The organism is Pantoea sp. EKM103V, from assembly GCF_011800365.1.
Classification (GTDB): Bacteria; Pseudomonadota; Gammaproteobacteria; order Enterobacterales; family Enterobacteriaceae; genus Pantoea; species Pantoea anthophila.
In genome coordinates this window covers 1,028,175-1,054,476 of record NZ_JAALFQ010000001.1, presented here as the reverse complement: position 1 = coordinate 1,054,476, position 26,302 = coordinate 1,028,175, and the positions used below count along the sequence as shown (strand labels likewise).

Here is a 26,302-nt window from a genome sequence, read left to right as displayed (position 1 = left end):
CGTAGCCAGGCGAAAGTATAGAGATACGAAGGTAAACTGTGTAGTTTACTCAGGTATCAATTTGTAACGTCCGGCCGCTGCAGATAGTGGATCAGACTGTGAAAACGCAGTGGCGTCGCCAGCGGATTACGGTAGCTGTGTGCCACATCCGCCCTGAACTGGAACGCCTCTCCCGCCACCAGTCGTCGCCAGATATCACCGACGCCCAGCAGCAGCTCGCCCTCAATCACCACCACCTGCTCGACACAGCCCGCTTCATGGGGGGACGACTGGCTCTGCGCGCCCGCTGCCAGCTCAACCGCCAGCAGATCAAAACGCAGCTGCGGATCGTAAGGCAGCAGCGGATGAACCGTCATCTCGGCGTTGGGCTGGCTGAACCCGGCGACCGCGCCAGAGGGAAGCACCCGTCCGTCGATAAAAAAGGAAAAGGGAACGCTGAAACCGGTGGCGATCTTCCACAGCGTGGCCACGGTCGGACTCGATTCGCCGCGCTCAATCTGCCCCAGCATCGCTTTACTGACGCCGGTTCGCTCCGCCGTGAGCGTCAGGCTCCAGCCGTTGGCCTGGCGCAACTGTCTGAGCGCGGCGCTCAGGTGTTGCTGAAAATCTGCCATTTTTTCTCCTGCATTTTTCGTCAATGAGCTGACGTTATGCTGCCAGTGTATCACTTGTGCGTTATAGCGTATCATGCAATCATGTGCGCTATAACGCACAACACTGATTCACCTTCGCTGAGGGTGAGAGAGAGCGATGATGAAAAGAGTGGAACATCCCCGTTTTACCCTGCCGATGGTGGTTTCCGGCTTTGTCGCCGTGCTGGTGGGCTACAGCAGCAGCGGCGCCATTATTTACCAGATGTTTCAGGCGGCGGGCGCCACACCGGCACAGATCGGCGGCTGGCTCTCCGTACTCGGCATCGCGATGGGGATCGCCTCGCTGGGATTGTCGCTGCGCTACCGCATGCCGGTGCTGGCCGCCTGGTCAACACCCGGCGCGGCGCTGCTGGCCACCAGTTTTCATGGCATTTCGCTGAACGAGGCGGTGGGCGTCTTTGTGTTCTCCAATCTTCTCATCGTCCTGTGCGGGGTCACCGGACTGTTTGCCCGACTGATGAATCACATTCCCGCCTCGCTGGCGGCGGCGATGCTGGCCGGGATTCTGCTGCGCTTCGGGCTGCAGACCTTTGCCGATTTGCAGACCAACTTTGTGCTCTGCGGCAGCATGTGTCTCGCCTGGCTGCTGGCCCGCCGCTGGCTGGCCCGCTATGCCATTCTGATCACCCTGCTGATCGGTATCGCCGTCGCGCTGGCGCAACACGCCATTCACTTTCCGCCGCAGCCCTTAAGCGTAATGCTGCCCGAACCGGTGATGCCGCACTTTACCCTGACCACCCTGCTGGGGATCGGTGTGCCCTATTTCCTGGTCACGATGGCGTCGCAGAACGCCCCCGGTATCGCGACCTTACAGGCGCACGGTTATCGTGCGCCGGTGTCTGCCCTGATGAGCTGGACTGGCCTGACGGCGCTGCTGTTATCACCGTTTGGCGGTTTTTCCGTCTGTGTGGCGGCCATTACCGCGGCGATCTGCATGAGTGATGAGGTCGACCCCGATCCGCAGCAACGGTGGCGCGCGGCGGTGCTGGCGGGGATTTTCTATCTGCTGGCGGGTGCGTCCGGGGCGTTGATCGCCGTGCTGTTCAGCGCCCTGCCTGGAGTACTGATTGAAGCGCTGGCGGGACTGGCTCTGCTTGCCACGCTGGGTGGCAGCCTGCAGCGCGCGCTCGAACAGCCTGCTGAACGCGACAGCGCGCTGATCACTTTTCTGATCACCGCTTCCGGCGTCTCGCTTTTGGGTATCGGTCCGGCCTTCTGGGGCCTGGTGGGCGGCATTGTCGCCCATCTGCTGCTGGTGCGCAGACATGCCTGAATCTGCTGATCTCACTGAACTGGCGGTTGTTTTTCCGCCAGCCAGTGAAAAAAACGCTGGATTTAGCCCCTTTTCTGCCGTTTGATTTGTCATTGCCCCGCGTAAAATCAACGTAATCGTCGATAACACGCGATTTTCTGCCTCAGACAACGACCTATAAGGGCCCAACAGGTGGCAAAAACTTTTCTGCGCAGCGGTAATTTAGATGCAGTTCTGGCATTAGGTGAAAATGGCCAGCCGGTCTACGCCTCAGCACTGCAAATTCGTGAAACCCTGCGCCTGCGCCGTCAAAGCGCACTGGCAGATTGCCTGGCCATTCCCCAGGCCAACGACCGGGGCGACCGCCTCGACTGGTATGCCCCTTTCAGCGGCCGGGTGAAATCCTGGCTGGGTGCCAGCGATCATGAGCGTCGCGCGGCGCTGCAGCACCTTACCGCCTGCCAGCAGGATATGCAGGATCTCAGTACGCGCGCGCGCGCGGCAGAGAACCCGTCGATGCGCCTGTTTGGCGCGCTGCTGAGCAAAACCCTGCAATTTCCCGACCAGCAGTATGTCTATCTGGTCGATGGCAAACCGGTGATCACGTTCTGGGGCTTTGTCGACGCGCAGGCGCGCAGCCGCGATGACGCGCTGGCCTGCCTGCGTGACACCCTTGAAGAGAATCTGCCGGTGGCGCTGGTTGAACCGCCACCGGCTGTGTTGCCTGCCGCGCCTGTCGTGGCAGAGCCGGAGACCCTCGCGCCGCCACCAGTTCCGGAACCTGAGATCCTGCCTGAACCGGAACCCCAGCCTGCTGCGCCTGTCGACACTCAGCCCGTTGCGCCTCTCCCGGCGCGTCGCCGTTTCCGCATCTGGTATCTGCTCCCACCGGTCGCGATTGCCGCCGCCGTCATGGTGGCCGTGCTGCTGCATCGTTCACCCTCTGAGTCCACCCCGGTGGCAACGGCGAAGCCAGCGGCGACCCCGGCTACGGTGCCTGCTCCCGCCACGCCGGCAGTCACGGCGAGCCAGCCTCCGGTGGCTGCTGCACCGACCGAGGCCGCCCGCGCGCCCGCGGTGACGACGCCGGCCACCCTCACCCCACCAGCGGTAACGGCCACGGCTGAAGCGCGCCCGGACACACAGCCGCAGACAGCGGCCAGCACCACCGAGACCCCGCCTGCCGCCGCGTCTGCTACCCTTGCCAGTGAAGCGACCCCGACGGTACCGGCGAAGCCAGACGATCTGATTGTGACGCCTGATGCGGTGCGTGACGGGCAGGTGCAGGTGATCGATGGCCGCTGGCGGGTCACCATCAACCAGATGCCGACGCCAACCGGTAAGCCACCCGTGATGCGCTTCCAGTTTAAAAATGGTAAAGGCAGCGTGCAGGTCACTCAGGGTAATACCAGCTGTAAAGCCGATGTCAGCGCCGCCATGACCAGCGCCGGTAATCTGGTGATTGAGAGCCGCTACACCGCGAAGTGCCAGAATAATTCGCGCTACCGTATGCCGCTGCTTGTCTGCCACGCCAGCATTGGCGCAGCGCAGTGCGAAGCGCAGTTTGCTGAAGACCGGGTCTTCCCGATGACGATTAAGCGTGAGAGTAAATAACGATGCTGGCTCCCCTGATCGATGACAAACAAAAAATTTCGCTGATTGAAAACAGCGGCGTGCAGTTCCTGGATTTTGGCCTGCAACTCTCAGATACCCCGGCGCGCCGTCAGTTTGTGCGCCAGACGGCCAACGGCCCGCTGCTGCGCCTGAACGTCGATGGCAACAGCGGAAAGTTCCTGCTCTATCCGGAAGATGGTGGTGCTGCCGAAGTGGTGCGCCCGGAATCCGATATCGTGCTGGCGGACTCCCTGACGCTGCTGTCAGCCTGCTGGCTGCCGCTGCCCATGCTGCGCTGCGCCAGCGGACGTCGTTTTATCGGTGGCCCTGAAAACTGGGCGCGGATGCGTCTGGTTGCCCTGCCCGCACCGGACGCGGCGGGCAATACCCATCGCGTTACCCTTGCCTTTGATACCCGCTGCGTGGCGGAAGAGGATGGCGGCGAGCAACTGGGCCTTACCCCGGCGGATGCGCAGAATGGGGTCACCTTTGCCCTCGCCTGGCACAACTACGAGCTGGGCGACTTTCTCGATCTGACCTGGGTCGATGGCTGGCTGCGCGAATCCTTTACCGACCGCGTCAGCGACCGCCGCGAGCAGGCGATCAAACAGGCGCTGCGTGAATTTGAGTATCAGGCGCACTACCTGAATCTGCTGGAGCTGCTGGGCCAGCAGCTCGACCTCAGCGAGATCCACATTCAGGCCGCCACACTGCAGACCCCGGCGGTTAACGTCGATATCATCCTTGATGTGGGCAACTCCCACACCTGCGGCATCCTGGTGGAAGATCACCCGGAAGAGAGCAACGGCCTGAAGCAGACCTATGAATTGCAGCTGCGCGACCTCTCTCAGCCGCATCAGGTTTACAACGAGCTGTTTGACAGCCGTCTGGAATTTGCCGAAACCCGCTTTGGTAAAGCGAACTTTTCGCTGGAGAGCGGGCGCGAACAGGCGTTTATGTGGCCGTCGCTGACGCGTGTCGGTCGTGAGGCGAGCCGTCTGGCCCTGCAGCGTGCGGGACTGGAAGGCAGCACCGGCCTCTCCAGCCCGCGCCGTTATCTGTGGGATGAGGCGCGCTATCAGCCGGGCTGGCGCTTTAACACACCGGGCGAGCAGGCGGAACCGCTGGCTTATGGTGCCCCCTTTACCACGCTGCTGAACGATGAAGGCCAGCCGCTGTCGACACTGGCGCCGGACGATCGTCTGCCGGTCTTTTCACCGCACTACAGCCGCAGTTCGCTGATGACCTTTATGCTCTGTGAGCTGCTGGCTCAGGCGCTGATGCAGATGAATAGCGCGGCTCAGCGTCAGCGTATGCCACAGAGTCACGCGCCGCGTCAGCTGCGCCATGTGATCCTGACGCTGCCGTCCGCGATGCCCAAGCCGGAGCGTGAAATCTTCCGTCGCCGGATGCAGGAGGCGCTGGCGCTGGTCTGGAAAGCCGAAGGCTGGCTCGCGGATGAGGATGACCTGGCGCCGGCCGTCTCGCGTCAGAACCCGAAACCGCTGCCGGATGTGCAGATGGAGTGGGATGAAGCCACCTGTGGGCAGATGGTCTGGCTGTTCAATGAGACGCAGGTCAACTTTGCCGGTCGCGCTGAAGACTTTTTCAGCAGCATGGCGCGTCCCGATCGGCCGCGCGATGAGGGCGAACTGCCAGGTAAAAGCCTGCGCATCGCCTCGATTGACATCGGCGGCGGCACCACCGACCTGGCGATTACCCAGTATCGTCTGGATGATGGTCAGGGCAACAACGTTAAAATCACGCCGCGCCTGCTGTTTCGCGAAGGCTTTAAGGTGGCGGGCGATGACATCCTGCTGGATGTGATTCAGCTGTGGATCTTACCGGCGCTGCAGCAGCACCTGCAGAAAGCGGGCCTGACGCTGGCGGAACCGCTGATGAATAAGCTGTTTGGTCACGACAGCCGCATGGACGGTCAGGCCACGCTGCGTCAGCAGGTTACGCTGCAGCTATTTATTCCGCTGGCGCAGGCGGTGCTGGAACGCTATGAGAACTGGGATCCGCTGGAGAGTCACGCAGAAATCAACGCCCTGTTCGGCGAACTGGTTGAGCAGACGCCTGGCGAGGCGGTGCTCGCCTTTGTTAACGGCGAGATCCAGCGTGAGCTGGGCGGCAACAGCCGCTTTGATCTGCTGCAGGTGCCGCTGGTCGTGAGCCTCGCGCAGCTGCACGGCGAGTTTATGCAGCACCGGATGGCCATCATCCCGGCGCTGCGCTCCATGTGTGAGGTGGTCTCGCTCTACCAGTGCGATGTGCTGCTGCTGACCGGGCGTCCGTCACGCTTCCCTGGCATTCAGGCGCTGGTGCGCCATCTGCAGCCACTGCCGGGCAGCCGCATTCTGTCACTGGAAGGCTATCACACCAGCGACTGGTATCCGTTTAACAAGCATGGCCGCATCGACAACCCGAAATCGACCGCCGCCGTCGGCGCGATGCTCTGCCTGCTGGCGCTGGATCTGCGCCTCAGCAGCTTCTGGTTCCGCGCGGGCGATTTTGAACCTTACTCGACCATCCGCTATCTGGGTATGCTCGATGAAAACCAGGCCCTGACGGATGAGAATCTCTGCTACAGCGACATTGACCTCGACGATCCCGGCTTTGCGCTGGACCGGAAACGCAGTTTCCGTATCCGGGGTAACGTCTGTCTGGGCTTCCGCCAGCTCGATAACGATCGCTGGCCCGCCTCACCGCTTTACAGCCTGACGCTGAACGACCCGACGCTGGCGCGTAAAGTGGCGGGCGAAAGCGTGCTGCGCATCCGCCTGGCGGTCAAAGCCGGCCCCGGTGCGTCCGGCCCGGAAAACCTGGTGCTGAGCGATGCGCAGCTGGATGATGGCACCCGAGTGCCGCTGGAGCAGTTGAGTCTGAAGCTGAATACCCTGTCGGCGACCGGCAACGCCAATGCGCAATACTGGATTGACAGCGGGAGCGTGTGTAAACGATGAAAGCCCTGAAACCCCGCCAGCCTCAGACGCTGGCAAAACGTCTGGGCCTGTTACAGGACGCCCTGAACAACAGTCTGGAATGGATTGAGAACAGCCGTGAGCAGTCGCCGCGTCTGGCGCTGGAGGCGGAAACGCTGACGCTGCAACTGCGTCAGGCACGCGTGCAGACCCAGGCGCTGGCACAGCAGGTCGCCCGTCCGGTGACGCTGGCCCTGTTTGGTCAGTCGCAGGCCGGCAAAGCCTGGCTGCTTAACGAGATGGTGGCCGATGCACAGGGCCAGCTGGTGACCCGCATGGGCGACAAACAGCTCTACTGGTTCCAGCATATCAATCCCGGCAACCTGGATTTTGCCACCGCCACCCGCTTCAGCCATCAGCGCGAGCCGCTCTCGACTGAGTGGCCGGTTGAACTGACCCTGCTGAATGACGCAGAAGTTATCCGTCTGATGCTCGCCTGTTCCGCTGCAGGCACACCGGATGTGGCGCAGATCGACAGCGGGCTGCAGCGTCTGCAGCGCCATCGCCTCGCCTCACCGCTGGCCGGTCTGGACAGTGATGCGCTGGTCACGCTCTGGTCCTGGTGCCGTCGCCGTCCGCACTACGATGCGCGCCTGGATCGCCACTTCTGGCCGCAGGCGGTTGAGCTGGCTCCCTGGCTGAGCGTCGACGACCGGGTGCAGCTTTTCTCCCTGCTCTGGCCCGCCGAACCGGCGCTGAGCGAGATGCTGCGCACGCTGCTGCATCTGCGCCATCAGCTGCGTAACAGCAGCCGGGTGCTCGCCCCCTTAAGCCTGCTGGTCGATAACGCCCTGCTGCCTGCCGGGCAGCTGATTGTGCCAGCCAGCGAACAGGATCAGCAGCAGCCGGTGGAAGTCTGCCCGCTGAACGGCAACCGCATCGGCAAGGCCCAGCGCGTCCCGCTGGGCCTGCTGGCTCTGCTGACGCTGGAAGTGCTGGTGCCGCTGAGCTCCACCCCGCGCACCGCGCTCTATGATGATGCTGATATGCTGGAGCTGCCCGCGCCCGGTCACGCCAGTGATGTGGCGACCCAGGAAGATCGTCAGCGCCTGCAGCAGCAGGACCCGCTGCGCGCACAGCTGCTGGAACAGAAACGCGCCCTGCTGCCTGGCTTTTATGCCGCGCGACAGGCGATCGATCTGCTGCTGGTCTGCACGGCGGCCAGCCAGCGTCAGGATGCGGATCGGGTCAGCGAAACGCTGCGCGAATGGCAGCGCCAGCAGCCTGCTCAGGAGGCCGCAGAGAAACCGCGCCTCATCTGGGCCATCACCCCCTTCGACGCCCGTCATCAGCAGATTAATGTGGATGAGGCGGTGCAGCGGCAGATGGGACAGCCCGGTCAGCACTGGGGCTCCATGCTGGCCCTGGATCGCGCGGGCGTCGATCGCATGGCAAGCTGGCTGCAGGATGAGATGCAGCCTGACGCCCGCCGCGACATGCTGCTGGCCCAGCTCGCGCAGATTCAGCACACCGTCGTAGAGCGGCGTTTACTGCCGTGGACCGAAGCGGGTGCCAGCCCGGAACAGGCGGCACGCAAGCAGAACATCGCCGACACGCTGCTGAAATGTTTACAGCATCGCACCGGCCTGCATGGCGAGCTGCTGGAGCGTCTGCAGCCGCCGCGTGAAGCCCTGCGTCAGCTGTGGCTCAATCAGGCGACCCTGCCGGGCAGCAAACCGGCCCATCAGGCGCCGGAGAATCAGTTCGGCATCGGGTTTGAATTTGACCTGTTCAGTGACGCACCCGCTGACGTACCGGTTCAGCCGCGTCAGAGCCTGCACAGCAGCCAGCAGTTTCCGCGCCAGGTGCTGCTGCTGTGGCTGGATCATCTGCGTCAGCTGCCGGAAAACCGCAGCCTGCTGGCGTTACTTAACGTGGATAAGGCGACGATGGAGTGGCTGGTAGAAGAGCTGATCACCGCCGGGTTCCGCACCGATATTGCGCAAAAACTGCAGCAGGCGCTGCACGAACCTGACACGCAAAGCGTGACGCACGAATCCCGCGCCGACCGGCAGGTGACGCGGGCGATGACGGTGCTGGGCGATTTTGTGGCCTGGCTCGGCTTTTTACAGCGCCCGGAATCAGAACGTCCCGCCAGCCGCGTCAACCGCGGTCAGGTGATTTTCTCGCGCCCGCCCGCTCCCAGCGTCAGCTTCGGTGCCGGTCAGCGCCTGACCAGACTCTCTGCGGCACCGGCGAATCACACCGCCTATTACATCTACGACTGGCTGGTGGGACTGAATCAGGTGATCGTTGAGAACAACGGCTTTACCGGCGGTGGCGATCTGCCGCTGGCGGCCCGCGAGGCGCTGATTGCCCTGCTTAAGCCGCTGCGCACGTAATCGATAATCGGGTGCAGTTCGCCTCTGTGCGACTGCACCCTGCTTCCCGGCCGACCTGAGTCTGAGACGGCAATAAAAAACCGTTGCCGGCTTACTCCACGATCAGGTGCAGTTCGCCTTCCAGCGACTGCGCCGCCTCTTCCAGCAGCGCCAGCACCGGCGCTAAATCAGCCTGATGCGCCGCGTAATGCTGCAACCGCAGTGTGGCAGGCAGCGCCATGCCGCCCGTCAGCCAGTCCCACAACGCATCCAGGTTATGACCAAAGGTCGGCGGACAGCCGCTCTGCCCGGCAAACTCGCGATAAAAAGCCGCGCGCGTGGTGAGTTCGCGCAGATCAAAGTTCAGTTCAAGCATCAGGGCACCTGTCTGAAGCTGCGGTAGTGATCGGTGGAGAGAAACACCAGCCCGTCAGAGGAGTAGACCAGACGATCGGCGTCGCGATGTCCGCAGCGGTAATTCACATCCGCTTCATACCACTGGCGACCCGCACGCGGGGGCAGCCGCTTTTCGCGGTTAGCAAAACGGTCACCGCCGATGGCCCTGCCAGGCAGAACTTCACACAGGTTACCTTTGGCCGGATTCCAGCCGCGTTGCCGCGCTTCGTTTTTGGTCAGGTAGTAGTCCGGTAACTGCTGATGCTGCAGCACCCAGCGCGCTACGGTGTGGGCATCGGTCAGGGTGGCGATATCGGCCTGAGCCGGCGCAGAAACGGTGTTGAGATAAGGTTTAAGGCCGTAAAAGCAGGCCGCGAGGACAAAGAAAAGTCCAATCCAGAGTTTTTTTGACATGATGGCATCCGTGACGACAGGATGCAGATGATACCAGTTTTGCGCCCGGAGGAAAGCGCGGGCCAGACAGGCTGGCCCTGGCGAAGTTATGCAGCGTGCGAATCACCGCTGTGACGACGCCATGCACCCGGTGCCACACCATACTGGCGTTTAAAGCTGCGGTTGAAAGACTGCTGAGAGTCAAAGCCCAGGGAAATCGCGACGTTCAGAATCGGTTCATCGGTGCTGGTCAGGCGATCGGCAGACTTTTTCAGCTTCTTCACCCGGATGTACTCACCCAGGGGATAGCCGGTGTGCTCTTTGAACATACGCTGCAGGTGCCACTTGGAGTAGCCCGCGCGCTCTGAAACGGTATCCAGGTCCAGACGTGCTTCGATGTTGTTATCAATCCAGTCGATTAAATCGTGAATAAAGGCGTCACTCATCATTCCAGTCTCTCCTGTCGCTGTAGCGAAAAGTATTAGTATCAGTTGCAGTTACACTTAAGGGTGGCTGACTATGCCATTTAATGCAAGTTTTATTGGTACATTAAATGCCGCACACTTTCCAGGGTTTTTCCCGGATTGCTCAGGCTTTCATCGCCCCACACTAAACCGCACATAAAGTGTATCTGTTATTCTTGCAGTTGCCCGCGACGCAAGCCTACACTCCCTGCGATTAATTGCAATCTTAAAAGTTGCAAATATTGGCCTGCAGGTCGTCTTTTCTATTTATCGCGGAATAACAACAATGATTACGAACCGGGTTCGTCAGGGGTTGACCCTGTCAGGGATGGTCATATTTATCAGCCTGCTTAGCGGCTGTGATAAGGGTGTGGCGCAGAACGCCCCGCCGCCACCGCCTGAAGTAAGCGCCGCGCCGGTGCTCATCAAGCCGGTGAGCCAGTGGGACAACTTTAATGGTCGCGTTGAAGCAGTGCAGAGCGTACAGCTGCGTCCGCGCGTCTCTGGCTACATCGAGTCAGTGAACTATCGCGAAGGGGATGAGGTTAAAAAAGGTCAGGTGCTCTTCACCATCGACGACCGCAGTTACCGTGCGGCGCTGGAACAGGCCCGGGCGGAGCTGGCCCGGGCGCGCAGCCAGGCGAGTCTGGCGCGCAGCGAATCGGGTCGCAGCGAGAAGCTGATTGGCACCCAGGCGATTTCGCGTGAGGTATGGGAACAGCGTCGCGCTGCCGCCAGTCAGGCGCAGGCGGATGTACTGGCCGCCGAAGCCGCCGTCGATATGGCGCAGCTGAACCTGGACTTTACCCGCGTCACCGCGCCGATTGACGGTCGCGCCAGCCGCGCCATGATCACCCCCGGCAATCTGGTGACCGCCGGTGACAGCGCGAGTGTATTGACCACGCTGGTGTCGCAGCAGCAGATGTATGTCTATTTCGACGTCGATGAAAACACCTTCCTGCACTATCAGGCGATGGCGCGTCAGGGCCAGCAGCGTCATGCCCTGCCGGTTGAGATTGCGCTGGTCGGCGATCAGGGTTTTCCGCATCAGGGCAAGGTCGATTTCTTGGATAACCAGCTGACCGCCAGCACCGGCACCATTCGTATGCGCGCCCTGCTCGACAATCAGGCGCGTCAGTTTACGCCCGGTCTGTTTGCCCGCGTGCGTCTGCCAGGCAGCGCGCAGTTCGAGGCGATGCTGATCGATGATAAGGCGGTGCTGACCGACCAGGATCGCAAATATGTCTACGTGGTGGACGGGGAAGGCAAAGCTCAGCGGCGCGATATTCAGCCCGGCGCGATGGTGGAAGGTCTGCGCATCGTCAAAGCGGGTCTGCAATCGGGCGACCGGGTGATCGTCGCCGGACTGCAGAAAGTGTTTATGCCCGGCATGCCGGTCACTGCTCAGCAGGTCGCCATGCGTGCGGCAGCCGCTCACTAATTCGAGGCCGCTATGGACTTTTCCCGCTTTTTTATCGACCGGCCTATTTTTGCGGCGGTGCTGTCAATCCTGATCTTCGTGACCGGGGTGATTGCTATCCCGCTGCTGCCGATCAGCGAATATCCCGACGTGGTGCCACCCAGCGTGCAGGTGCGCGCCGAGTATCCCGGCGCTAACCCGAAAGTGATTGCAGATTCCGTGGCGACGCCGCTGGAAGAGGCGATCAACGGCGTCGAAAACATGATGTACATGAAATCTGTGGCCGGTTCTGACGGCGTGCTGGTGACGACCGTCACCTTCCGTCCCGGCACCGATCCCGATCAGGCGCAGGTTCAGGTGCAGAACCGCGTCGCGCAGGCTGAAGCGCGTCTGCCGGAAGATGTGCGTCGTCTGGGTGTCACCACCCAGAAGATGTCGCCGACCCTGACGCTGGTCGTCCACATGTTCTCACCCAACAATACCTACGATTCACTCTACCTGCGTAACTACGCCACCCTGAAGGTGAAAGATGAGCTGGCGCGTCTGCCGGGCGTCGGTCAGATCCAGATTTTTGGCGCGGGCGAATATGCGATGCGCGTCTGGCTGGACCCGAACAAGGTGGCGGCGCGTGGCTTAACCGCCTCAGACGTAGTGACCGCGATGCAGGAGCAGAACGTGCAGGTTTCTGCCGGTCAGCTCGGCGCCGAGCCGCTGAAAAAGCAGAGCGATTTTCTGCTGTCGATCAACACGCAGGGACGGCTGGAGAGCGAACAGCAGTTTGGCGACATTATCCTGAAAACCTCAGAAGATGGTTCGCTGGTGCGCCTGCGTGATGTGGCGCGCATTGAGATGGGGTCCGGCAGTTACGCCCTGCGCTCACAGCTGAACAACAAAGATGCGGTCGGTATCGGTATCTTCCAGGCTCCGGGTGCCAACGCTATCGACCTCTCCAATGCGGTGCGCGCCAAAATGGATGAGCTGGCAACCCGTTTCCCCAATGATGTGAAATGGGCGGCTCCTTACGATCCGACGGTGTTTGTTCGTGACTCGATCAAAGCGGTAGTGCAGACCCTGCTGGAAGCGGTGATTCTGGTGGTGCTGGTCGTCATTCTGTTCCTGCAGACCTGGCGCGCCTCCATCATTCCCCTGCTGGCAGTGCCGGTGTCGGTGGTCGGAACATTCAGCGTACTCTATCTGCTCGGCTTCTCGCTCAATACCCTGAGCCTGTTCGGGCTGGTGCTGGCGATCGGGATCGTGGTGGATGACGCCATTGTGGTGGTGGAGAACGTTGAGCGCAACATCGAGATGGGCCTGTCGCCGCGCGCGGCAGCCCATCAGGCGATGCGTGAGGTCTCCGGCCCGATTATCGCCATTGCGCTGGTGCTCTGTGCCGTATTTGTGCCGATGGCGTTCCTCTCCGGCGTGACCGGACAGTTCTATAAGCAGTTCGCTACCACCATCGCGATCTCCACGGTCATCTCCGCCATTAACTCCCTGACGCTCTCTCCGGCGCTGGCGGCGATGCTGCTGAAAGATCACCACGCGCCGAAAGACCGGCTGACGCGGATTATTGATGCGCTGTTTGGCTGGCTGTTCCGGCCCTTCAACCGCTTCTTCCAGCGCAGCGCACATGGCTATGAATCGCTGGTTGGCCGGACGCTGCGTCGGCGTGGCGCGGTGTTCGCGGTTTACCTGCTGCTGCTGGCCGGTGCCGGATTTATGTTCCACACCGTGCCGGGCGGCTTTATTCCGACTCAGGATAAGCTCTACCTGATTGGTGGCGTGAAGATGCCGGAAGGCTCCTCGCTGGCGCGCACCGATGAAGTGATCCGTAAGATGAGCGAAATCGGGATGCAGACCGAAGGCGTCGCCTATGCGGTGGCGTTCCCCGGCCTGAATGCCCTGCAGTTCACCAATACGCCGAACAGCGGCACGGTGTTCTTCGGCCTGAAACCGTTCAGCGAGCGTAAGCACACCGCGGCGGAGATTAACGCGGAGATCAATGCGAAGATTGCCCAAATCCAGCAGGGCTTTGGCTTCTCGATTATGCCACCGCCGATTCTGGGGCTGGGTCAGGGCTCAGGCTATTCGCTCTATGTGCAGGACCGCGCGGGTCTGGGTTACGGTGCGTTGCAGACGGCGATTAATACGCTGTCGGGCAGCATTATGCAGACGCCGGGGATGCACTTCCCTATCTCCTCCTATCAGGCCAATGTGCCACAGCTGGATGTGCAGGTGGATCGGGATAAAGCCAAAGCGCAGGGGGTGTCACTGACGGCGCTGTTCAGCACGCTGCAGACCTATCTCGGCTCCTCTTACGTGAATGACTTTAACCGCTTTGGTCGCACCTGGCGGGTGATGGCGCAGGCCGACGGCGAATTCCGCGACAGCGTCGAGGATATCGCTAACCTGCGCACCCGCAACGACCGCGGAGAGATGGTGCCGATTGGCAGCATGGTCAACATCACCACCACCTACGGCCCCGATCCGGTGATCCGCTACAACGGCTACCCCGCGGCCGATCTGATTGGCGATGCCGATCCGCGTGTGCTCTCTTCAGCGCAGGCGATGCGTCAGCTGGAAACGATGTCCGGTCAGCTGTTACCTAACGGCATGAACATTGAGTGGACCGACCTGAGTTATCAGCAGTCAACGCAGGGCAATACCGCACTGATTGTCTTCCCGATGGCGGTGCTGCTGGCCTTCCTGGTGCTGGCCGCGCTGTATGAGAGCTGGACGCTGCCGCTGGCGGTGATTCTGATTGTGCCGATGACGCTGCTCTCTGCCCTGTTTGGCGTCTGGCTGACCGGTGGAGATAACAACGTGTTTGTTCAGGTCGGACTGGTGGTGCTGATGGGGCTGGCCTGTAAGAACGCGATACTGATTGTCGAGTTTGCGCGCGAGCTGGAGATTCAGGGCAAAGGCATTGTAGAGGCGGCGCTGGAAGCCTGTCGTCTGCGTCTGCGTCCGATTGTGATGACCTCCATCGCCTTTATCGCCGGTACGGTGCCGCTGATTCTGGGTGAAGGCGCGGGCGCAGAGGTGCGCGGCGTGACCGGTATTACCGTCTTCTCCGGGATGCTCGGCGTGACGCTGTTCGGCCTGTTCCTGACGCCGGTGTTCTACGTCGCACTGCGTAAGCTGGTGACGCGCCGGTCAGGTGATGCCGAAACCGTGACGGCGTAAACCCTCAACGTTAAAAGGGGCGATCGGATGATCGCCCCTTTTTTTTGTCTGAGACTGGCAGCATGCCGGTTAACGCTGCTTTAATTTTTCGTTGAGCGCTTCAATGATAAAGGCATTAAGCGAGGTTTCATTTTGGGCCGCAGCCTGCGACAGCCTTACGCCGAGCGATTCAGGGTAGCGCAGCGTGAAGGTCTTAATTTTTTCCTGCTCCGCATAGGGATTAATGCCGGAGGCAGCGCAATCTTCCAGGTATTCGCGCAGCGATATCTCACCTTCTTTGTGCAGACCCTGCACACTGTCTGAGACAAAATCACAGTAGCCTGACAGGCCAGTAAAGCGTCCACGGAACATATTGATTTCAGGGACATAGGTGATGACGGCAGGTTGCCCGGCGACAGTGATTGATGAATTTGAACGATTATTCATAGGGATCGACTCCGATACTTTCCAGCCATTCGCGCAGATTCACAACTGCGCCTTTATCCGTGTCTGGCGAGGGGTGTGGGCGATGAAAACGCGCTATTTTTCCGTTGAGCAAAAAGCGAACCCGTGAACCACTACCCTCTTTAATCTCGCCATCCAGCGCCCTGATGAGTGACTCAACTGCCTGCCATTTTAAGCCGGACGGCGGTGGCGTTTGAAAAATCTGCTCCAGTGTTTCGCGCTGTTTCTTCCGTAATTTCCTGACGGCGGCGTTCATCATGATCTCCGCGACTTCATATAGTGAAGTCATTCTATTACGATCAATCAAGAGGTCAAGATGGGATTAACGGAGAGAGGTGACTGAGTGACAGATCTGATGAAAAATAGCTTAGCAATGTCTCTTAAACAGCCATAAAAAAAGCCGCTCATCAGCGGCTTTTTTTGCAGAGATCGTCAATCTCTTCGGGCTCGGGTTCCGGTACGGCGGTGCAGTTGCTGGTATCGCGCTTTTTCAGCTCATTCAGCGCATCAGCGACGGTGCGTTTTGCCAGCACATCCAGTGACGCCTGCTCGGCTTCATCGGCTATCGATTTAAAGTACCAGCAGAGGTTAGCACTGACCAGACAGCGCGGAGCGACGTCGGGACGCGCAGCCCAGATTTTTTTATCCTCAATGACGGAGACATAGATATCCTTGAGGGTAATCTCCGCAGCCGGACGGCCCAGATGAATCGAGCCGGTACGTCCCAGCGTGGAGACGATAATGCCATCACGGGTCAGCGGGACCATCAATTTTCGTATGAAACTGGGATTCGCTTCCAGCCCGTAGGCCAGAATCGCGCTGGTAGAGCGTTTTCCCATTTGCTCCGCCATCGCTACGCTCAGAACCATTTGCAAAGCTGTCGGGAAGCGGTAATCAAGCATTTATTTATCCTGAGTTGCGGTGCATCTTCTTGTTTTATTGCCGCATAAATGAACAATCAATGAGCAATAAATATAACAAACACTGTTGCTTTTTTGAAGCAAACCGGCAGTCACAAGGCACGTATTCACCAAAGGCAGAGGCCCGATAGCACAAGCTGCTTAGCCTGTTCACTGCCCTGTTCCGGCGGAATCTGGAGCCGGACGCCTTCACGCAGAACGGGTCGATGCCGCCGGTAATTGCTGCTTCAGCGCTATCACCAGTACCACGTTAAAGATTGCCAGGCCGCAAAGCAACCACAGCGTCGCCGTAGCGCCCATACTTTCAAAGACATATCCGCCAATCAGCGGCGTCAGTGCCTGCCCCATCAATGCCGGGCGCGCCATTTTACCCATCACAATGGCGTATGACTCTGGTTTGACCATCGCCAGCGGTAAAGTTCCACGCACGATGGCACGTAAGCCATTTCCTGCGCCATAAAGCACCATACTCAGCAGCGCCATCTGCGGCATTAATGCCAGCAACAGCAGGCCCAGCGCCACCAGCCCGACAGAAAAAAAGGCGGTACGGATAGGATGGCTGCGTTTAAAAGCGACATCGACAATACGGGAGCCAACCTGACACGGGCCGATCACGGCGCTGATCGCCAGCGCCGAAGCCAGCGTATGACCACTCGCCTGCAACAGCGTAATAAGCTGCACGGAAACGGCGGTCATGATCACCGAAGCCAGGGTAAAAATGGCGCAGAGCAGCCAGAACAGCGCGGGCGCGATCTCTGCCGTGGCCGGATGCGCCGGACGCTTTTTTAATGACCGGGTGAGATGACCGGCAGGCAAGGCAAACAGATAAGCAGGCAGCACGCACGCCACCATCAGCGCAGCAACGATCAGCGAGGCCTCCCGCCAGCCAAAACCGTGGATAAGCAGAGCCGTTCCCGGCCAGGCCAGCGTGGTGCAGAAACCGGAAATCAGCGTGATGCCGGTAATGGCAGCCCGAGCCTGACCGCCATAGCAGGTGCCCAGCGTGGCAAACAGTGCATCATACAGGCCCATCGCCATACCCACGCCGATAATGACCCAGGCAAACAGAAACAGTGGCAACGCGTGGCTAAGCGCCATGATGACCAGCCCCACCGCCATCACCAGCCCACTGAGTGCCAGCAGGAGACGGCCACCGGTACGGGCTATGATTCTGCCTGCCAGCGGTGACAGCAGGCCCGACACCAGAATCCCGAGCGACAGCGCACCATAAATCCACTGCTGGGACCAGCCCGTCTCAGCCGCGATGGGATTCGCCATCACCGCCATCAGGTAGAACGATCCTCCCCAGGAAAGGATCTGCACACAGCCCAGGGTAAAAATGGCCGCGATGCCCGGTTTAATGTTCTGATTCACATAGACTCTCTTCGTTAGCAGGCAAACCGTTTTATATCATGTTCCGCAGGCAGCCTGCATGCATCCTGCATGCATCACGCACTTCTGACCTGATGACCGGCAGCCCGCACGTTTTTGTATAGCAGCTTTAAAGTATGTTGTAACTATAAGGCACTTGCAACTGCCGCAGGCTTCTGCCACATTGTGGACGTTGTAACTATGGAGGCTCATCATGACGCGCTACGACTTAGTGGCTGATATGCATCAATGTGTTAACGACCTGGAGCAGGCGCTGGGTGAACTGCGGGAGCAGATTGAAGCGCAGCCGCTGCTGATCGCCCGCGTTTTCAGCCTTCCGCCGGTGGTGAAAGGTCGCGAGCATGACGCGATAACCCGCATTGCCGTTGAGCAGCATCTGGGCGACAGCGCGCGGAAGATGGCGCTCGACCACTACTGCCGCCTCTTTATGCAGCATCAGTCAGAGCAACTGAGTACCAAGGCCGCCGTGCGTCTGCCCGGTGCCCTCTGCATTGAATGCGATGCAGAACGGGAAGCGGAGATCGGCGCGCTGGTCGATCTCATTAACCAGCTGAAAGCCCGGCTGGAGCAGCTGATTACGGTGGAGTCCGGCCTGCCGAGTGAAGCGCGATTCGAGTTCGTTCACCAGCATCTGCGCGGGCTGATTACCCTGAATGCCTATCGCACCATCACCCTGCTCAGCGCCCCGGACAGTCTGCGGTTTGGCTGGGCCAACAAACACATCATCAAAAATCTTAAGCGCGAAGAGGTCATTGCCCAGCTGGAAAAAAGCCTGAAGGCGGGACGCGCCCAGGCTCCGTGGTCGCGCGAACAGTGGGCGGAGAAAGTGCAGGAGGAGCTGGCCAGCGTGCGCGCCCTGCCCGCTTCAGCCCGCCTGAAGATCAAGCGTCCGGTTAAAGTCCAGCCGGTGGCGCGCGTCTGGCGCGCAGAGGAGAAAAAGCAGACTCAGCTGGCCTGCCCGTCACCGATTCTGGTGATCTGCCGCGATCGCAGTCAGGTTCCGGTACTGGGCGAGTTGCTCAACTATGACGCCGATAACATTACCTATCGTCATAAACCGGCCGCTGAGCCGCTCAATCTGCTGATCCCCCGGCTGCACCTCTGGGTTGACTGCCCGGTTTAACAGAGAGGCCGGAACGAACCGGCCTCATCGCGCATCACGTTACGACTTCATGCTGCCAACCATCTCTTCCGGCCGCACCCAGGCGTCAAACTCCTCTTCGGTGAGATAGCCGAGCTTCAGCGCTGAGCCTTTCAGGGTCAGCCCCTCTTTATGCGCCTTTTTGGCAATTTCGGCCGCTTTGTCATACCCGATATGGGTATTGAGCGCGGTCACCAGCATCAGTGACTCGTTGAGCAGCTGATCGATTCGCTCGCGCACCGGTTCAATGCCGATCGCACAGTGATGGTTGAAGCTGTCCATGCCATCCGCCAGCAGGCGAATCGACTGCAGGAAGTTATGGATAACCATTGGACGGAAAACGTTCAGCTCGAAGTTACCGGATGCGCCGCCCATGTTGATCGCGACGTCATTCCCCATCACCTGACAGCAGAGCATGGTCATCGCTTCACACTGCGTCGGGTTCACTTTGCCCGGCATAATTGAGCTGCCAGGTTCATTTTCCGGAATGGCAATTTCCCCGATGCCGCAGCGCGGGCCGGATGAGAGCCAGCGAACGTCGTTGGCGATTTTCATCAGGGACGCGGCCAGACCTTTCAGCGCGCCGTGCGCATGCACCAGCGCATCACAGGTGGCCAGTGCCTCAAACTTGTTAGGGGCCGTAACAAACGGCTGCTGCGTCAGTTCGGCCAGCGCCTTCGCCACGCGCACCGCATATTCCGGGTGCGTGTTGAGGCCGGTGCCGACGGCGGTTCCGCCCAGCGCCAGTTCTGCCACGTGGGGAATGCTCTGCTCGATATGCTTCAGGTTGTGCTCCAGCATCGCCACCCAGCCCGAGATCTCCTGCCCCAGGGTCAACGGCGTGGCATCCTGCAGATGGGTACGGCCAATCTTAACGATATCTTTGAAGGCGTCGGACTTCTGGCTCAGGGTAGCTTTCAGCACGTGGATCTGCGGGATCAGCTGTTCGCGCAGAGCGATCACGGCGGCAACGTGCATGGCGGTGGGGAAAACGTCATTGGAGCTCTGGCTCTTGTTCACATCATCATTGGGATGGACCAGGCGCGACATCCCCCGCTCTCCGCCGAGGATCTCACTGGCGCGGTTCGCCAGCACTTCATTCATGTTCATATTGGTCTGGGTGCCGGACCCGGTCTGCCAGATTGCCAGCGGGAACTCCTCGGCATGTTTGTCAGCCAGCACCTCATCTGCCGCGCTGACAATCGCGTCCGCGCGGTCAGCAGGCAGCAGCCCCAGATCCCGGTTAACGCTTGCCGCGGCGCGCTTGGTCAGCGCCAGAGCATGAACCAGTGCCGTCGGCATCTTTTCTGTTGAAATGCGAAAGTGTTCCAGCGAGCGCTGCGTCTGCGCGCCCCACAGTTTGTCTGCCGGTACGTCGATGGGACCCATTGAATCTTTCTCAATGCGGTTGGCTGCCATGAATACGTCTCCTTAGCTTTGGTTTTAAAAATGACCGCCCGGCCGCGCTTCGCGTCTGGCACCATGGCGTTCAGGATAGTGATACACAATAATTTAACATTATCAGAGCTTAGCGTCCTTTTGCGCTGGATATGTATTTTCACTGCCAGTTTCTGCTTTAATACCGGCAATTATTTCCCGTGAAAAAGAGTTAAACGATGCAAAAAATGAACAACTCGCTGCAGAATTACGCGTGGGGCAGTAAAACGGCGCTGACGGCGCTCTACGGTATCGAGAATCCGGAGGGTCTGCCGATGGCGGAACTCTGGATGGGTGCACACCCGAAAAGCCCCTCTGCCGTCATGGATCAGGGCCGCGAACGTTCGCTGCGCGACGTGATTGATGCTGCGCCTGACGCCATGCTGGGCGAGGCGGTGGCACAGCGTTTTGGTGAGTTACCCTTCCTGTTCAAGGTGCTGTGCGCCGACCAGCCGCTCTCCATTCAGGTTCATCCCAGCAAACACGCCGCGGAAGCGGGTTTTGCCCGTGAGAACGCGGCGGGTATTCCACTGACGGCCGCCGAGCGCAATTACAAAGATGCTAACCATAAGCCGGAGCTGGTCTATGCGCTGACCCCGTTTCAGGCGATGAACGGTTTTCGTACAATCACGGAGATGGTTTCCCTGCTGGAGCCGGTGGCGGGCGCACATCCGCAGATTGCCCATTTCCTGCAGCATCCCGACAGGGAGACGCTGGCCACCCTCTTCCGGACCCTGCTCTCTCTGGAGGGGGACGCCAAATCGCTGGCGCTGGGCGTGCTGAAATCCGCACTTGATGCTCAACAGGGTGAGCCCTGGCAGACCATCCGCGTTATCGCGGCGGAATATCCGGACGACAGCGGACTGTTTTCCCCGCTGCTGCTGAATGTGATTACCCTGCAGCCGGGCGAAGCGATGTTCCTCTATGCTGAAACTCCGCATGCCTATCTTAACGGCGTGGCGCTGGAGGTGATGGCGAACTCGGATAACGTTTTACGCGCCGGGTTGACCCCGAAATATATCGATATTGCTGAGCTGATGGCGAACCTGAAATTTGAGGAGAAGCCTGCCAGCTCGCTACTGACCCAGCCGGTTCAGCAGGGCAACGCGCTGCGCTTCCCAATCCCGGTGGAAGATTTTGCCTTTGCCATTCATACCCTGAATGCAGAACCGCAGCCGCTGGCGCAGCAGAGCGCCGCGGTGCTGTTCTGTATTGAAGGTCAGGCCGTGATCGCCAGCGAGGCGCAGCAGCTGACCCTGAAGCCGGGCGAATCATGCTTTATTGCGGCCAGCGAATCGCCGGTTACGGTCGCCGGAACGGGCCGGCTGGCACGGGTATTTAACGAGTTGGGGTGAAGCGGCTGACGGCATCGCGGTTAACTGCTATTATTTCAATCTATTAGCGCTAAACGCCTGCGGGCGTTTTTCTTCGGTCGTCGGGGTTAACCTGCGGCATAAGCGGACTCAAGGATAAGGACGAATCAGCAATGAAAAAGACCAATGTTGCCGTAGGTGTCATCATCGCACTGGGCGTGATCTGGACAGGCGCGGCATGGTTCACCGGCAAGCAAATCGAAAGTCACAGGGATGAGCTGGTACAGAATGCCAATGCTCAGCTGAATGCTTATGCCCCAAACAGCCGACTGAAGATCAGCTATCAGGATTACCAGCGCGGCGTGTTCAGCAGCAAAGTAAACCTGGTGGTGCAGGCTGACTCGCAGACGGAAGATAATCCCCTGCTGAAGCCGGGTCAGAGCGTTATCCTGAATGAAACCATCGACCATGGCCCCTTCCCGTTCGCTCAGCTGAAGCACTTCAACCTGATCCCGAGCATGGCGTCGGTGCATACCGAACTGGCTAACACCGATGCGGTGAAGAAGCTGTTTGAGCTGACCGGCAATAAGTCGCTGATTAATGCAGACACCCGCATTGGCTACAGCGGTGCCACCGACACGGCGCTGCGCATACTGCCCGTGGATTATCAGAATGCACAAACCGGTGAGCGTCTGGCGACCAATGGCGGAACCTTTAATGTCAGCGCGGACAACAAAGGCGATAAAGTCTCGCTGGACAGTGACGTCGATAGCCTGGCACTGACCACGAAAAATGAGATGGGCCAGCTGGTTCTGTTTACCGTCAATGGACTGAAACTGAGCGGGAATACGCACCTCAGCCCGGAAGGCGTGCGGATCGGTGACCAGGCGGTGGATATTGAGAAGGTCAATGCCAGCATCAACGGTCAGGACGCTCTGACGCTTCACAGGATGAAAGGCAGCTCCTCTTTCGATAACAGCAACGGCAAGATTGGCGGCAATATCGACTATAAAGTGGAAAGCGTGCAGCTCCAGAAGCAGGACTTTGGTCAGGCGGCGCTGAAGATGAAGCTGTCACAATTTGATGCGCAGGCGGTGAAAGCCTTCTCCGATCGTTACAATGAGCAGATGCAGACGTTACTGAATCAGCCGGGGATTACCGAGGACCCGATGCGTTATCAGGCGGGCGTCCATCAGATTCTGATGAGCAATCTGCCCCTGCTGCTGAAGGGCTCGCCCTCTGTCAGCATCGCGCCACTGAGCTGGAAAAATGATAAAGGCGAGAGCACCTTTAACCTGATGGCGAATTTCAACGATCCGTCGACCGTGACCGGCGAAGCGCAGAGTCTCAGCGCGATGGTGGATCGGGTGCTGAAAACCCTGGACAGCAAGCTGACCATCAATATGCCAATGGCGACTGAAACCATGCATAAAGTGGGTCTGGCCGAAGGTTATCAGGCGGATGACGCGCAGAAGCTGGCCGATCAGCAGGTGAAAGGTCTGGCAGCTATGGGGCAGATGTTCCGTCTTACTCAGCAGCAGGATAACAATATCGTGACCAGCCTGCAGTACGCTAACGGCCAGGTGAACATGAACGGCGATAAGATGACGCTGGAACAGTTCCTCTCCCGCTATATGCTGGGCATGCCAACCAGCGAAGGGATGCCCCAGTAATTTTCTGAGCCCCTCTGAGGCGACCTTCGGGTCGCCTTTTTTATGCCTGAAGGCCGCGGCCCCCCTGTTTAACGCCGGTAATGCGTAATTAAGCAGCATCCGGCGCCGCTGTTGCGCAAATAACTGGCGTGGTTGCGCAAGATATTTTTATAATGCTCTGCACTTCACCGACAACTCAGCGAGTGCGCCATGATCGATTCTAAAATTCCTCTGACTGATATTCATCGCCACCTTGATGGCAACATTCGTGCACAAACCATTCTCGATTTAGGCCGCCAGTTTAACCTTGCCCTGCCCGCCTCAACGCTGGAGACCCTGCGCCCGCATGTGCAGGTTGGCGAGAATGAACCCGATCTGGTGAGCTTTCTGCAAAAGCTCGACTGGGGCGTGAAAGTGCTGGGCGACCTGGACGCCTGCCGCCGGATTGCGCAGGAGAATGTGGAAGATGCGGCCCGTGCGGGCATTCATTATGCGGAACTGCGCTTCTCGCCAGGCTATATGGCGATGACCCACAATCTGCCGATTGCCGGCGTGGTTGAAGCGGTGATCGACGGTGTGCGTGCAGGCCGTCAGCAGCATGATGTTGATGTGCGCCTGATTGGCATCATGAGCCGCACCTTTGGCGAAGAGGCCTGCCTGAGTGAACTGGATGGTCTGCTGGCCCATCGCGATCACATCACGGCGGTCGATCTGGCGGGTGATGAGCTGGGCTTCCCGGGCAGTGAGTTTCTGAGCCACTTTAATCAGGCGCGCGATGCCGGTTTCCGCGTCACGGTGCATGCCGGTGAAGCGGCCGGCCCGGAGAGCATCTGGCAGGCGATTCGTGAGCTGGGCGCGGAGCGTATCGGCCACGGCGTGAAAGCCATTGAAGATCGCGCGCTGATGGATTTCCTCGCGGAGCATCATATCGGCATTGAATCCTGCCTGACCTCCAATATTCAGACCAGCACCGTGTCGTCACTGGCACAGCATCCGCTGAAGACGTTCCTGGAGCATGGCATTCTGGCGACCATCAACACCGATGACCCGGCGGTTCAGGGGATTGAACTCGCCCACGAGTATCATCATGCCGCCCCGGCAGCGGGACTGAGCGCCGCACAGATCCGTCAGGCACAGGAAAACGGTCTGACGATTGCGTTCCTCAGCGAAGCAGAGAAAGCGGCTATCCGCGCCCGCGTGCAGTAATCTGCCTGTAAGCCATAAAAAACGGGCCGGTAATCCGGCCCGTTTTCAGTGCTGCGTCACACGCTGCGGATCAGACGCGCTTCAGCGACATCGTCTGGCGCTTCTCGGCGGATTGCAGACCCAGTTCGATCAACTCCATCACCTGAATCGCCTCTTCCGCGGTGACCGGATTGTTTCCGCGTCCGGCGATCGCATCCCGGATGCCCGCATAATAGGCCGGATAATTTCCCGGCTGAGTCAGCTGGGTGGTTTCCGTCAGAGCATCGCCCTCGACCAGCGTCAGGGTGCCATCGCGCATGTCGTAGCCCCAATCCTCCTGTGGCGGGAAGTTCCCCGACTTCAGACGATCTTCCTGCGGGTCCAGACCATATTTGATGTAACTGCCTTGCGTGCCGTGAACGGTATAGCGGGCGGATTCCGCTGCCACCAGCATGCTGGCGTGTAACACCACCCGACGCTGCGGATAGGTCAACGTGGCGTGGAAGTAGTCTGTGGTCTGCGCGCCCGGACGCATCTCCGCCAGGTCAACGTTGATGGCGACCGGCGGACCAAACAGCTGCAGCGCCTGATCCAGCAGATGCGGCCCCAGGTCATACCAGATGCCGCTGCCTGCGCCTTTCATTTCGCGCCAGCGGTTGCGCACTTCAAGACGGAAGCGGTCAAAGTGTGACTCGAAGTAGCGCACCTCGCCCAGCGTGCCTGCCTCCAGCAGGGATTTCAGCGTCAGAAAGTCGCTGTCCCAGCGGCGGTTGTGGAACACGGAAAGCAGCAGCCCTTTGGCTTTCGCCAGCGCATCCAGCTCGCGCGCCTGTGACAACGTCACGGTAAAAGGCTTATCGACGACGACATGCTTACCGGCATTCAGCGCCGCTTTCGCCAGTGGAAAATGTGTGTCGTTCGGGGTAGGAATCACAATTAACTGCAGGGTCGGGTCGTCCAGCAGTGCCTGAGGATCGGACACGACCTGAACGGCGGGCCAGTCGGCGTGGACTTTGCTGGCGTCGCTACTGGAGATGGCGGCCAGCTCAACGTCCGGTGTTCCCGCGATCAGCGGGGCGTGAAACGTTTTACTGGCAAAGCCGTAGCCGATCAGACCAACACGTAATTTATCGCTCATTTTGGTTCCTCGTTGTCGCTAACCTGAATGATTTAAGACCATTAACCAGGTGAGAACAAGGCGGAATTCCCCGAAAAAACTAAGAGATAGCACTTCGGGCCAGCGGCCAGGCGGTCTGGGCGGCCAGACTGTCGTGTGCATCCTGATTGCGGCGGCGGAAATCGCTGGGACTGACGCCGACCCGCTTGCGGAATACCCGGGAGAAGTAAAGCTGGTCGTCATAGCCCACTTCACGGCCGACCGAAGCAATGGGCTCCTGAGTGGTCTGCAGCAGCAGTTTTGCACGGATGACCCGCTGATCTTCACGCCAGCGCAGCAGGTTAACGCCCATCTGCTCGCGGAACAGGTGCGCCAGCCGCGACGGTGACAGACAGACGTGGCGCGCCACCTCCTCTATCCTGACCTCGCTGGCGAGATGGTTGGTGACATACTGGCAGGCTTCAATGACGCGCGGATCGCGGATTAACTGATGGCTGCGCGGATCTTCTTCTACCGCACGCAGCAGCAGCCGTTCCAGCAGGTTCATCGCCAGCTCTTCAGCAAAGCGGCGGCCGGAGTTATGTGTCTGTTCGATACTGGCAAACAGGCGGTCGAACTCACCGCGCAGCGATTCCGGCAGCAGCAGGCGGCCGACGCCCTCCTGCTCATCCTGCCAGCGCAGCCAGTCGTGCCAGTAGGCGCGAGGACGGAAGTAAACCCAGCGATGGAACCACTGCGGGCTGTCCGGTGCGCGGCCATAATAGTGGGCGGTCTTAGGCTGAAACAGCAGCATTTCGCCGGGCTCGCAGTCAAAGGCCCGCTCGCCATCAAACACCCGCCCTTTTCCTTTAATGGTGAGATTCAGAATGTAACCTTTCATGCCGTGCGGGCGATCGATAAAGAAGTCGAGCGGTCCTTCTGCGGTGATGGGCGTCAGCCCTGCCACCAGCCAGGCATTGAATGAATAGCCGGGCAACAGGGGGTTTTGCTGCCCGGCCGGTAATTCACGGTGATACAT

The 26,302-nt window shown here is 59.6% G+C and carries 21 protein-coding genes; 10 read left to right on the top strand and 11 right to left on the bottom strand.

All coding sequences use genetic code 11. From position 1 onward, the window contains the following. Positions 1-56: 56 nt before the first annotated feature. Positions 57-614, bottom strand: coding sequence for a helix-turn-helix domain-containing protein (locus tag HFD97_RS05120; RefSeq protein WP_167430863.1), 558 nt, complete (start codon positions 612-614; stop codon positions 57-59). A 139-nt stretch (positions 615-753) separates the two neighbouring features. Here HFD97_RS05120 and HFD97_RS05115 point away from each other — a divergent pair, with 139 nt between their 5' ends. The 4 genes from HFD97_RS05115 (at position 754) to HFD97_RS05100 (ending at position 8,845) form a co-directional block, all read left to right on the top strand. Further along, positions 754-1,926, top strand: a complete 1,173-nt coding sequence (locus HFD97_RS05115; protein ID WP_370528402.1) for a benzoate/H(+) symporter BenE family transporter — start codon at positions 754-756, stop codon at positions 1,924-1,926. A gap of 171 nt (positions 1,927-2,097) precedes the next feature. Continuing rightward, positions 2,098-3,519, top strand: coding sequence for an SrfA family protein (locus HFD97_RS05110; RefSeq protein WP_167430865.1), 1,422 nt, complete (start codon positions 2,098-2,100; stop codon positions 3,517-3,519). Positions 3,520-3,521: 2 nt separating this feature from the next. Next, positions 3,522-6,485, top strand: a complete 2,964-nt coding sequence (locus HFD97_RS05105; RefSeq protein ID WP_167430866.1) for a virulence factor SrfB — start codon at positions 3,522-3,524, stop codon at positions 6,483-6,485. After that, on the top strand, positions 6,482-8,845 hold the full coding sequence (locus HFD97_RS05100) for a virulence factor SrfC family protein (RefSeq protein WP_167430867.1): 2,364 nt from the start codon (positions 6,482-6,484) through the stop codon (positions 8,843-8,845). Before HFD97_RS05105 ends, HFD97_RS05100 begins: the two co-directional genes overlap by 4 nt. Before the next feature lie 91 nt (positions 8,846-8,936). On the opposite strand, the gene HFD97_RS05095 is transcribed toward HFD97_RS05100, so the two are convergent. The 3 genes from HFD97_RS05095 to HFD97_RS05085 form a co-directional block, all read right to left on the bottom strand. Continuing rightward, positions 8,937-9,200: a barstar family protein gene (locus HFD97_RS05095; RefSeq protein WP_009090295.1), complete on the bottom strand. Its 264-nt coding sequence runs from the start codon at positions 9,198-9,200 to the stop codon at positions 8,937-8,939. Beyond that, positions 9,200-9,634 (bottom strand): ribonuclease domain-containing protein, encoded by a 435-nt coding sequence (locus tag HFD97_RS05090; RefSeq protein WP_009090297.1) that lies wholly within the window; start codon positions 9,632-9,634, stop codon positions 9,200-9,202. The genes HFD97_RS05095 and HFD97_RS05090 overlap by 1 nt, the downstream gene beginning before the upstream one ends. Before the next feature lie 86 nt (positions 9,635-9,720). Then, on the bottom strand, positions 9,721-10,062 hold the full coding sequence (locus HFD97_RS05085) for a helix-turn-helix domain-containing protein (RefSeq protein ID WP_009090299.1): 342 nt from the start codon (positions 10,060-10,062) through the stop codon (positions 9,721-9,723). 301 nt (positions 10,063-10,363) lie between these two features. Between HFD97_RS05085 and HFD97_RS05080 the strand changes: the two genes are divergently transcribed. Further along, positions 10,364-11,518: an efflux RND transporter periplasmic adaptor subunit gene (locus HFD97_RS05080; protein WP_150029613.1), complete on the top strand. Its 1,155-nt coding sequence runs from the start codon at positions 10,364-10,366 to the stop codon at positions 11,516-11,518. Positions 11,519-11,530: 12 nt separating this feature from the next. Then, positions 11,531-14,683, top strand: coding sequence for a multidrug efflux RND transporter permease subunit OqxB (gene oqxB / locus HFD97_RS05075; RefSeq protein ID WP_046101785.1), 3,153 nt, complete (start codon positions 11,531-11,533; stop codon positions 14,681-14,683). A gap of 69 nt (positions 14,684-14,752) precedes the next feature. Here the strand turns inward: oqxB and HFD97_RS05070 are convergent, their stop codons facing one another. The 4 genes from HFD97_RS05070 to HFD97_RS05055 all read right to left on the bottom strand — a co-directional run bounded on the left by HFD97_RS05070 (position 14,753) and on the right by HFD97_RS05055 (position 17,421). Next, the gene (locus HFD97_RS05070; protein WP_009090304.1) at positions 14,753-15,109 is read right to left on the bottom strand and encodes a type II toxin-antitoxin system HicB family antitoxin; all 357 of its coding nucleotides are present in this window, start codon (positions 15,107-15,109) and stop codon (positions 14,753-14,755) included. Beyond that, positions 15,102-15,383: a type II toxin-antitoxin system HicA family toxin gene (locus HFD97_RS05065; RefSeq protein WP_009090306.1), complete on the bottom strand. Its 282-nt coding sequence runs from the start codon at positions 15,381-15,383 to the stop codon at positions 15,102-15,104. The genes HFD97_RS05070 and HFD97_RS05065 overlap by 8 nt, the downstream gene beginning before the upstream one ends. Before the next feature lie 151 nt (positions 15,384-15,534). Beyond that, positions 15,535-16,029 carry an Rrf2 family transcriptional regulator gene (locus HFD97_RS05060; protein ID WP_046101782.1) on the bottom strand — a complete coding sequence of 165 codons (495 nt, stop codon included), beginning with the start codon at positions 16,027-16,029 and terminating at the stop codon, positions 15,535-15,537. 207 nt (positions 16,030-16,236) lie between these two features. Then, on the bottom strand, positions 16,237-17,421 hold the full coding sequence (locus HFD97_RS05055) for an MFS transporter (RefSeq protein WP_167430868.1): 1,185 nt from the start codon (positions 17,419-17,421) through the stop codon (positions 16,237-16,239). Positions 17,422-17,632: 211 nt separating this feature from the next. Between HFD97_RS05055 and tus the strand changes: the two genes are divergently transcribed. Then, complete coding sequence (tus, locus tag HFD97_RS05050) at positions 17,633-18,562, top strand: DNA replication terminus site-binding protein (RefSeq protein WP_009090311.1); 930 nt, start codon at positions 17,633-17,635, stop codon at positions 18,560-18,562. 39 nt (positions 18,563-18,601) lie between these two features. Here the strand turns inward: tus and fumC are convergent, their stop codons facing one another. Next, entirely contained in the window at positions 18,602-19,999 is a 1,398-nt protein-coding gene (gene fumC / locus HFD97_RS05045) for a class II fumarate hydratase (protein ID WP_058958387.1), read from the bottom strand. 197 nt (positions 20,000-20,196) lie between these two features. On the opposite strand from fumC, the gene manA reads away from it, so the two are divergent. From manA to add, 3 genes are all read left to right on the top strand, one after another. After that, positions 20,197-21,372, top strand: a complete 1,176-nt coding sequence (manA, locus tag HFD97_RS05040; protein ID WP_167430869.1) for a mannose-6-phosphate isomerase — start codon at positions 20,197-20,199, stop codon at positions 21,370-21,372. Positions 21,373-21,503: 131 nt separating this feature from the next. Continuing rightward, positions 21,504-23,003 carry a YdgA family protein gene (locus HFD97_RS05035; RefSeq protein ID WP_167430870.1) on the top strand — a complete coding sequence of 500 codons (1,500 nt, stop codon included), beginning with the start codon at positions 21,504-21,506 and terminating at the stop codon, positions 23,001-23,003. Between the two features lie 189 nt (positions 23,004-23,192). Further along, a complete protein-coding gene (gene add, locus HFD97_RS05030; protein ID WP_046101778.1) occupies positions 23,193-24,188 on the top strand; it encodes an adenosine deaminase in 996 nt (331 codons plus the stop codon). A gap of 70 nt (positions 24,189-24,258) precedes the next feature. Here add and HFD97_RS05025 read toward each other — a convergent pair whose 3' ends face one another. Both HFD97_RS05025 and araC read right to left on the bottom strand, forming a co-directional pair. Continuing rightward, entirely contained in the window at positions 24,259-25,305 is a 1,047-nt protein-coding gene (locus HFD97_RS05025) for an oxidoreductase (RefSeq protein WP_009090319.1), read from the bottom strand. 79 nt (positions 25,306-25,384) lie between these two features. After that, positions 25,385-26,302: an arabinose operon transcriptional regulator AraC gene (gene araC, locus HFD97_RS05020; protein WP_009090320.1), complete on the bottom strand. Its 918-nt coding sequence runs from the start codon at positions 26,300-26,302 to the stop codon at positions 25,385-25,387.

Coding starts and splice junctions, on each gene's coding strand:
- tus (WP_009090311.1), top strand. CDS start 17,633: ATGACGCGCTACGACTTAGTGGCTGATATGCATCAATGTGTTAACGAC.
- manA (WP_167430869.1), top strand. CDS start 20,197: ATGCAAAAAATGAACAACTCGCTGCAGAATTACGCGTGGGGCAGTAAA.
- HFD97_RS05095 (WP_009090295.1), bottom strand. CDS start 9,200: ATGCTTGAACTGAACTTTGATCTGCGCGAACTCACCACGCGCGCGGCT.
- HFD97_RS05105 (WP_167430866.1), top strand. CDS start 3,522: ATGCTGGCTCCCCTGATCGATGACAAACAAAAAATTTCGCTGATTGAA.
- HFD97_RS05080 (WP_150029613.1), top strand. CDS start 10,364: ATGATTACGAACCGGGTTCGTCAGGGGTTGACCCTGTCAGGGATGGTC.
- HFD97_RS05120 (WP_167430863.1), bottom strand. CDS start 614: ATGGCAGATTTTCAGCAACACCTGAGCGCCGCGCTCAGACAGTTGCGC.
- HFD97_RS05090 (WP_009090297.1), bottom strand. CDS start 9,634: ATGTCAAAAAAACTCTGGATTGGACTTTTCTTTGTCCTCGCGGCCTGC.
- HFD97_RS05035 (WP_167430870.1), top strand. CDS start 21,504: ATGAAAAAGACCAATGTTGCCGTAGGTGTCATCATCGCACTGGGCGTG.
- HFD97_RS05100 (WP_167430867.1), top strand. CDS start 6,482: ATGAAAGCCCTGAAACCCCGCCAGCCTCAGACGCTGGCAAAACGTCTG.
- HFD97_RS05070 (WP_009090304.1), bottom strand. CDS start 15,109: ATGAATAATCGTTCAAATTCATCAATCACTGTCGCCGGGCAACCTGCC.
- fumC (WP_058958387.1), bottom strand. CDS start 19,999: ATGGCAGCCAACCGCATTGAGAAAGATTCAATGGGTCCCATCGACGTA.
- HFD97_RS05085 (WP_009090299.1), bottom strand. CDS start 10,062: ATGATGAGTGACGCCTTTATTCACGATTTAATCGACTGGATTGATAAC.
- HFD97_RS05065 (WP_009090306.1), bottom strand. CDS start 15,383: ATGAACGCCGCCGTCAGGAAATTACGGAAGAAACAGCGCGAAACACTG.
- HFD97_RS05060 (WP_046101782.1), bottom strand. CDS start 16,029: ATGCTTGATTACCGCTTCCCGACAGCTTTGCAAATGGTTCTGAGCGTA.
- oqxB (WP_046101785.1), top strand. CDS start 11,531: ATGGACTTTTCCCGCTTTTTTATCGACCGGCCTATTTTTGCGGCGGTG.
- HFD97_RS05025 (WP_009090319.1), bottom strand. CDS start 25,305: ATGAGCGATAAATTACGTGTTGGTCTGATCGGCTACGGCTTTGCCAGT.
- add (WP_046101778.1), top strand. CDS start 23,193: ATGATCGATTCTAAAATTCCTCTGACTGATATTCATCGCCACCTTGAT.
- araC (WP_009090320.1), bottom strand. CDS start 26,302: ATGTATCACCGTGAATTACCGGCCGGGCAGCAAAACCCCCTGTTGCCC.
- HFD97_RS05115 (WP_370528402.1), top strand. CDS start 754: ATGAAAAGAGTGGAACATCCCCGTTTTACCCTGCCGATGGTGGTTTCC.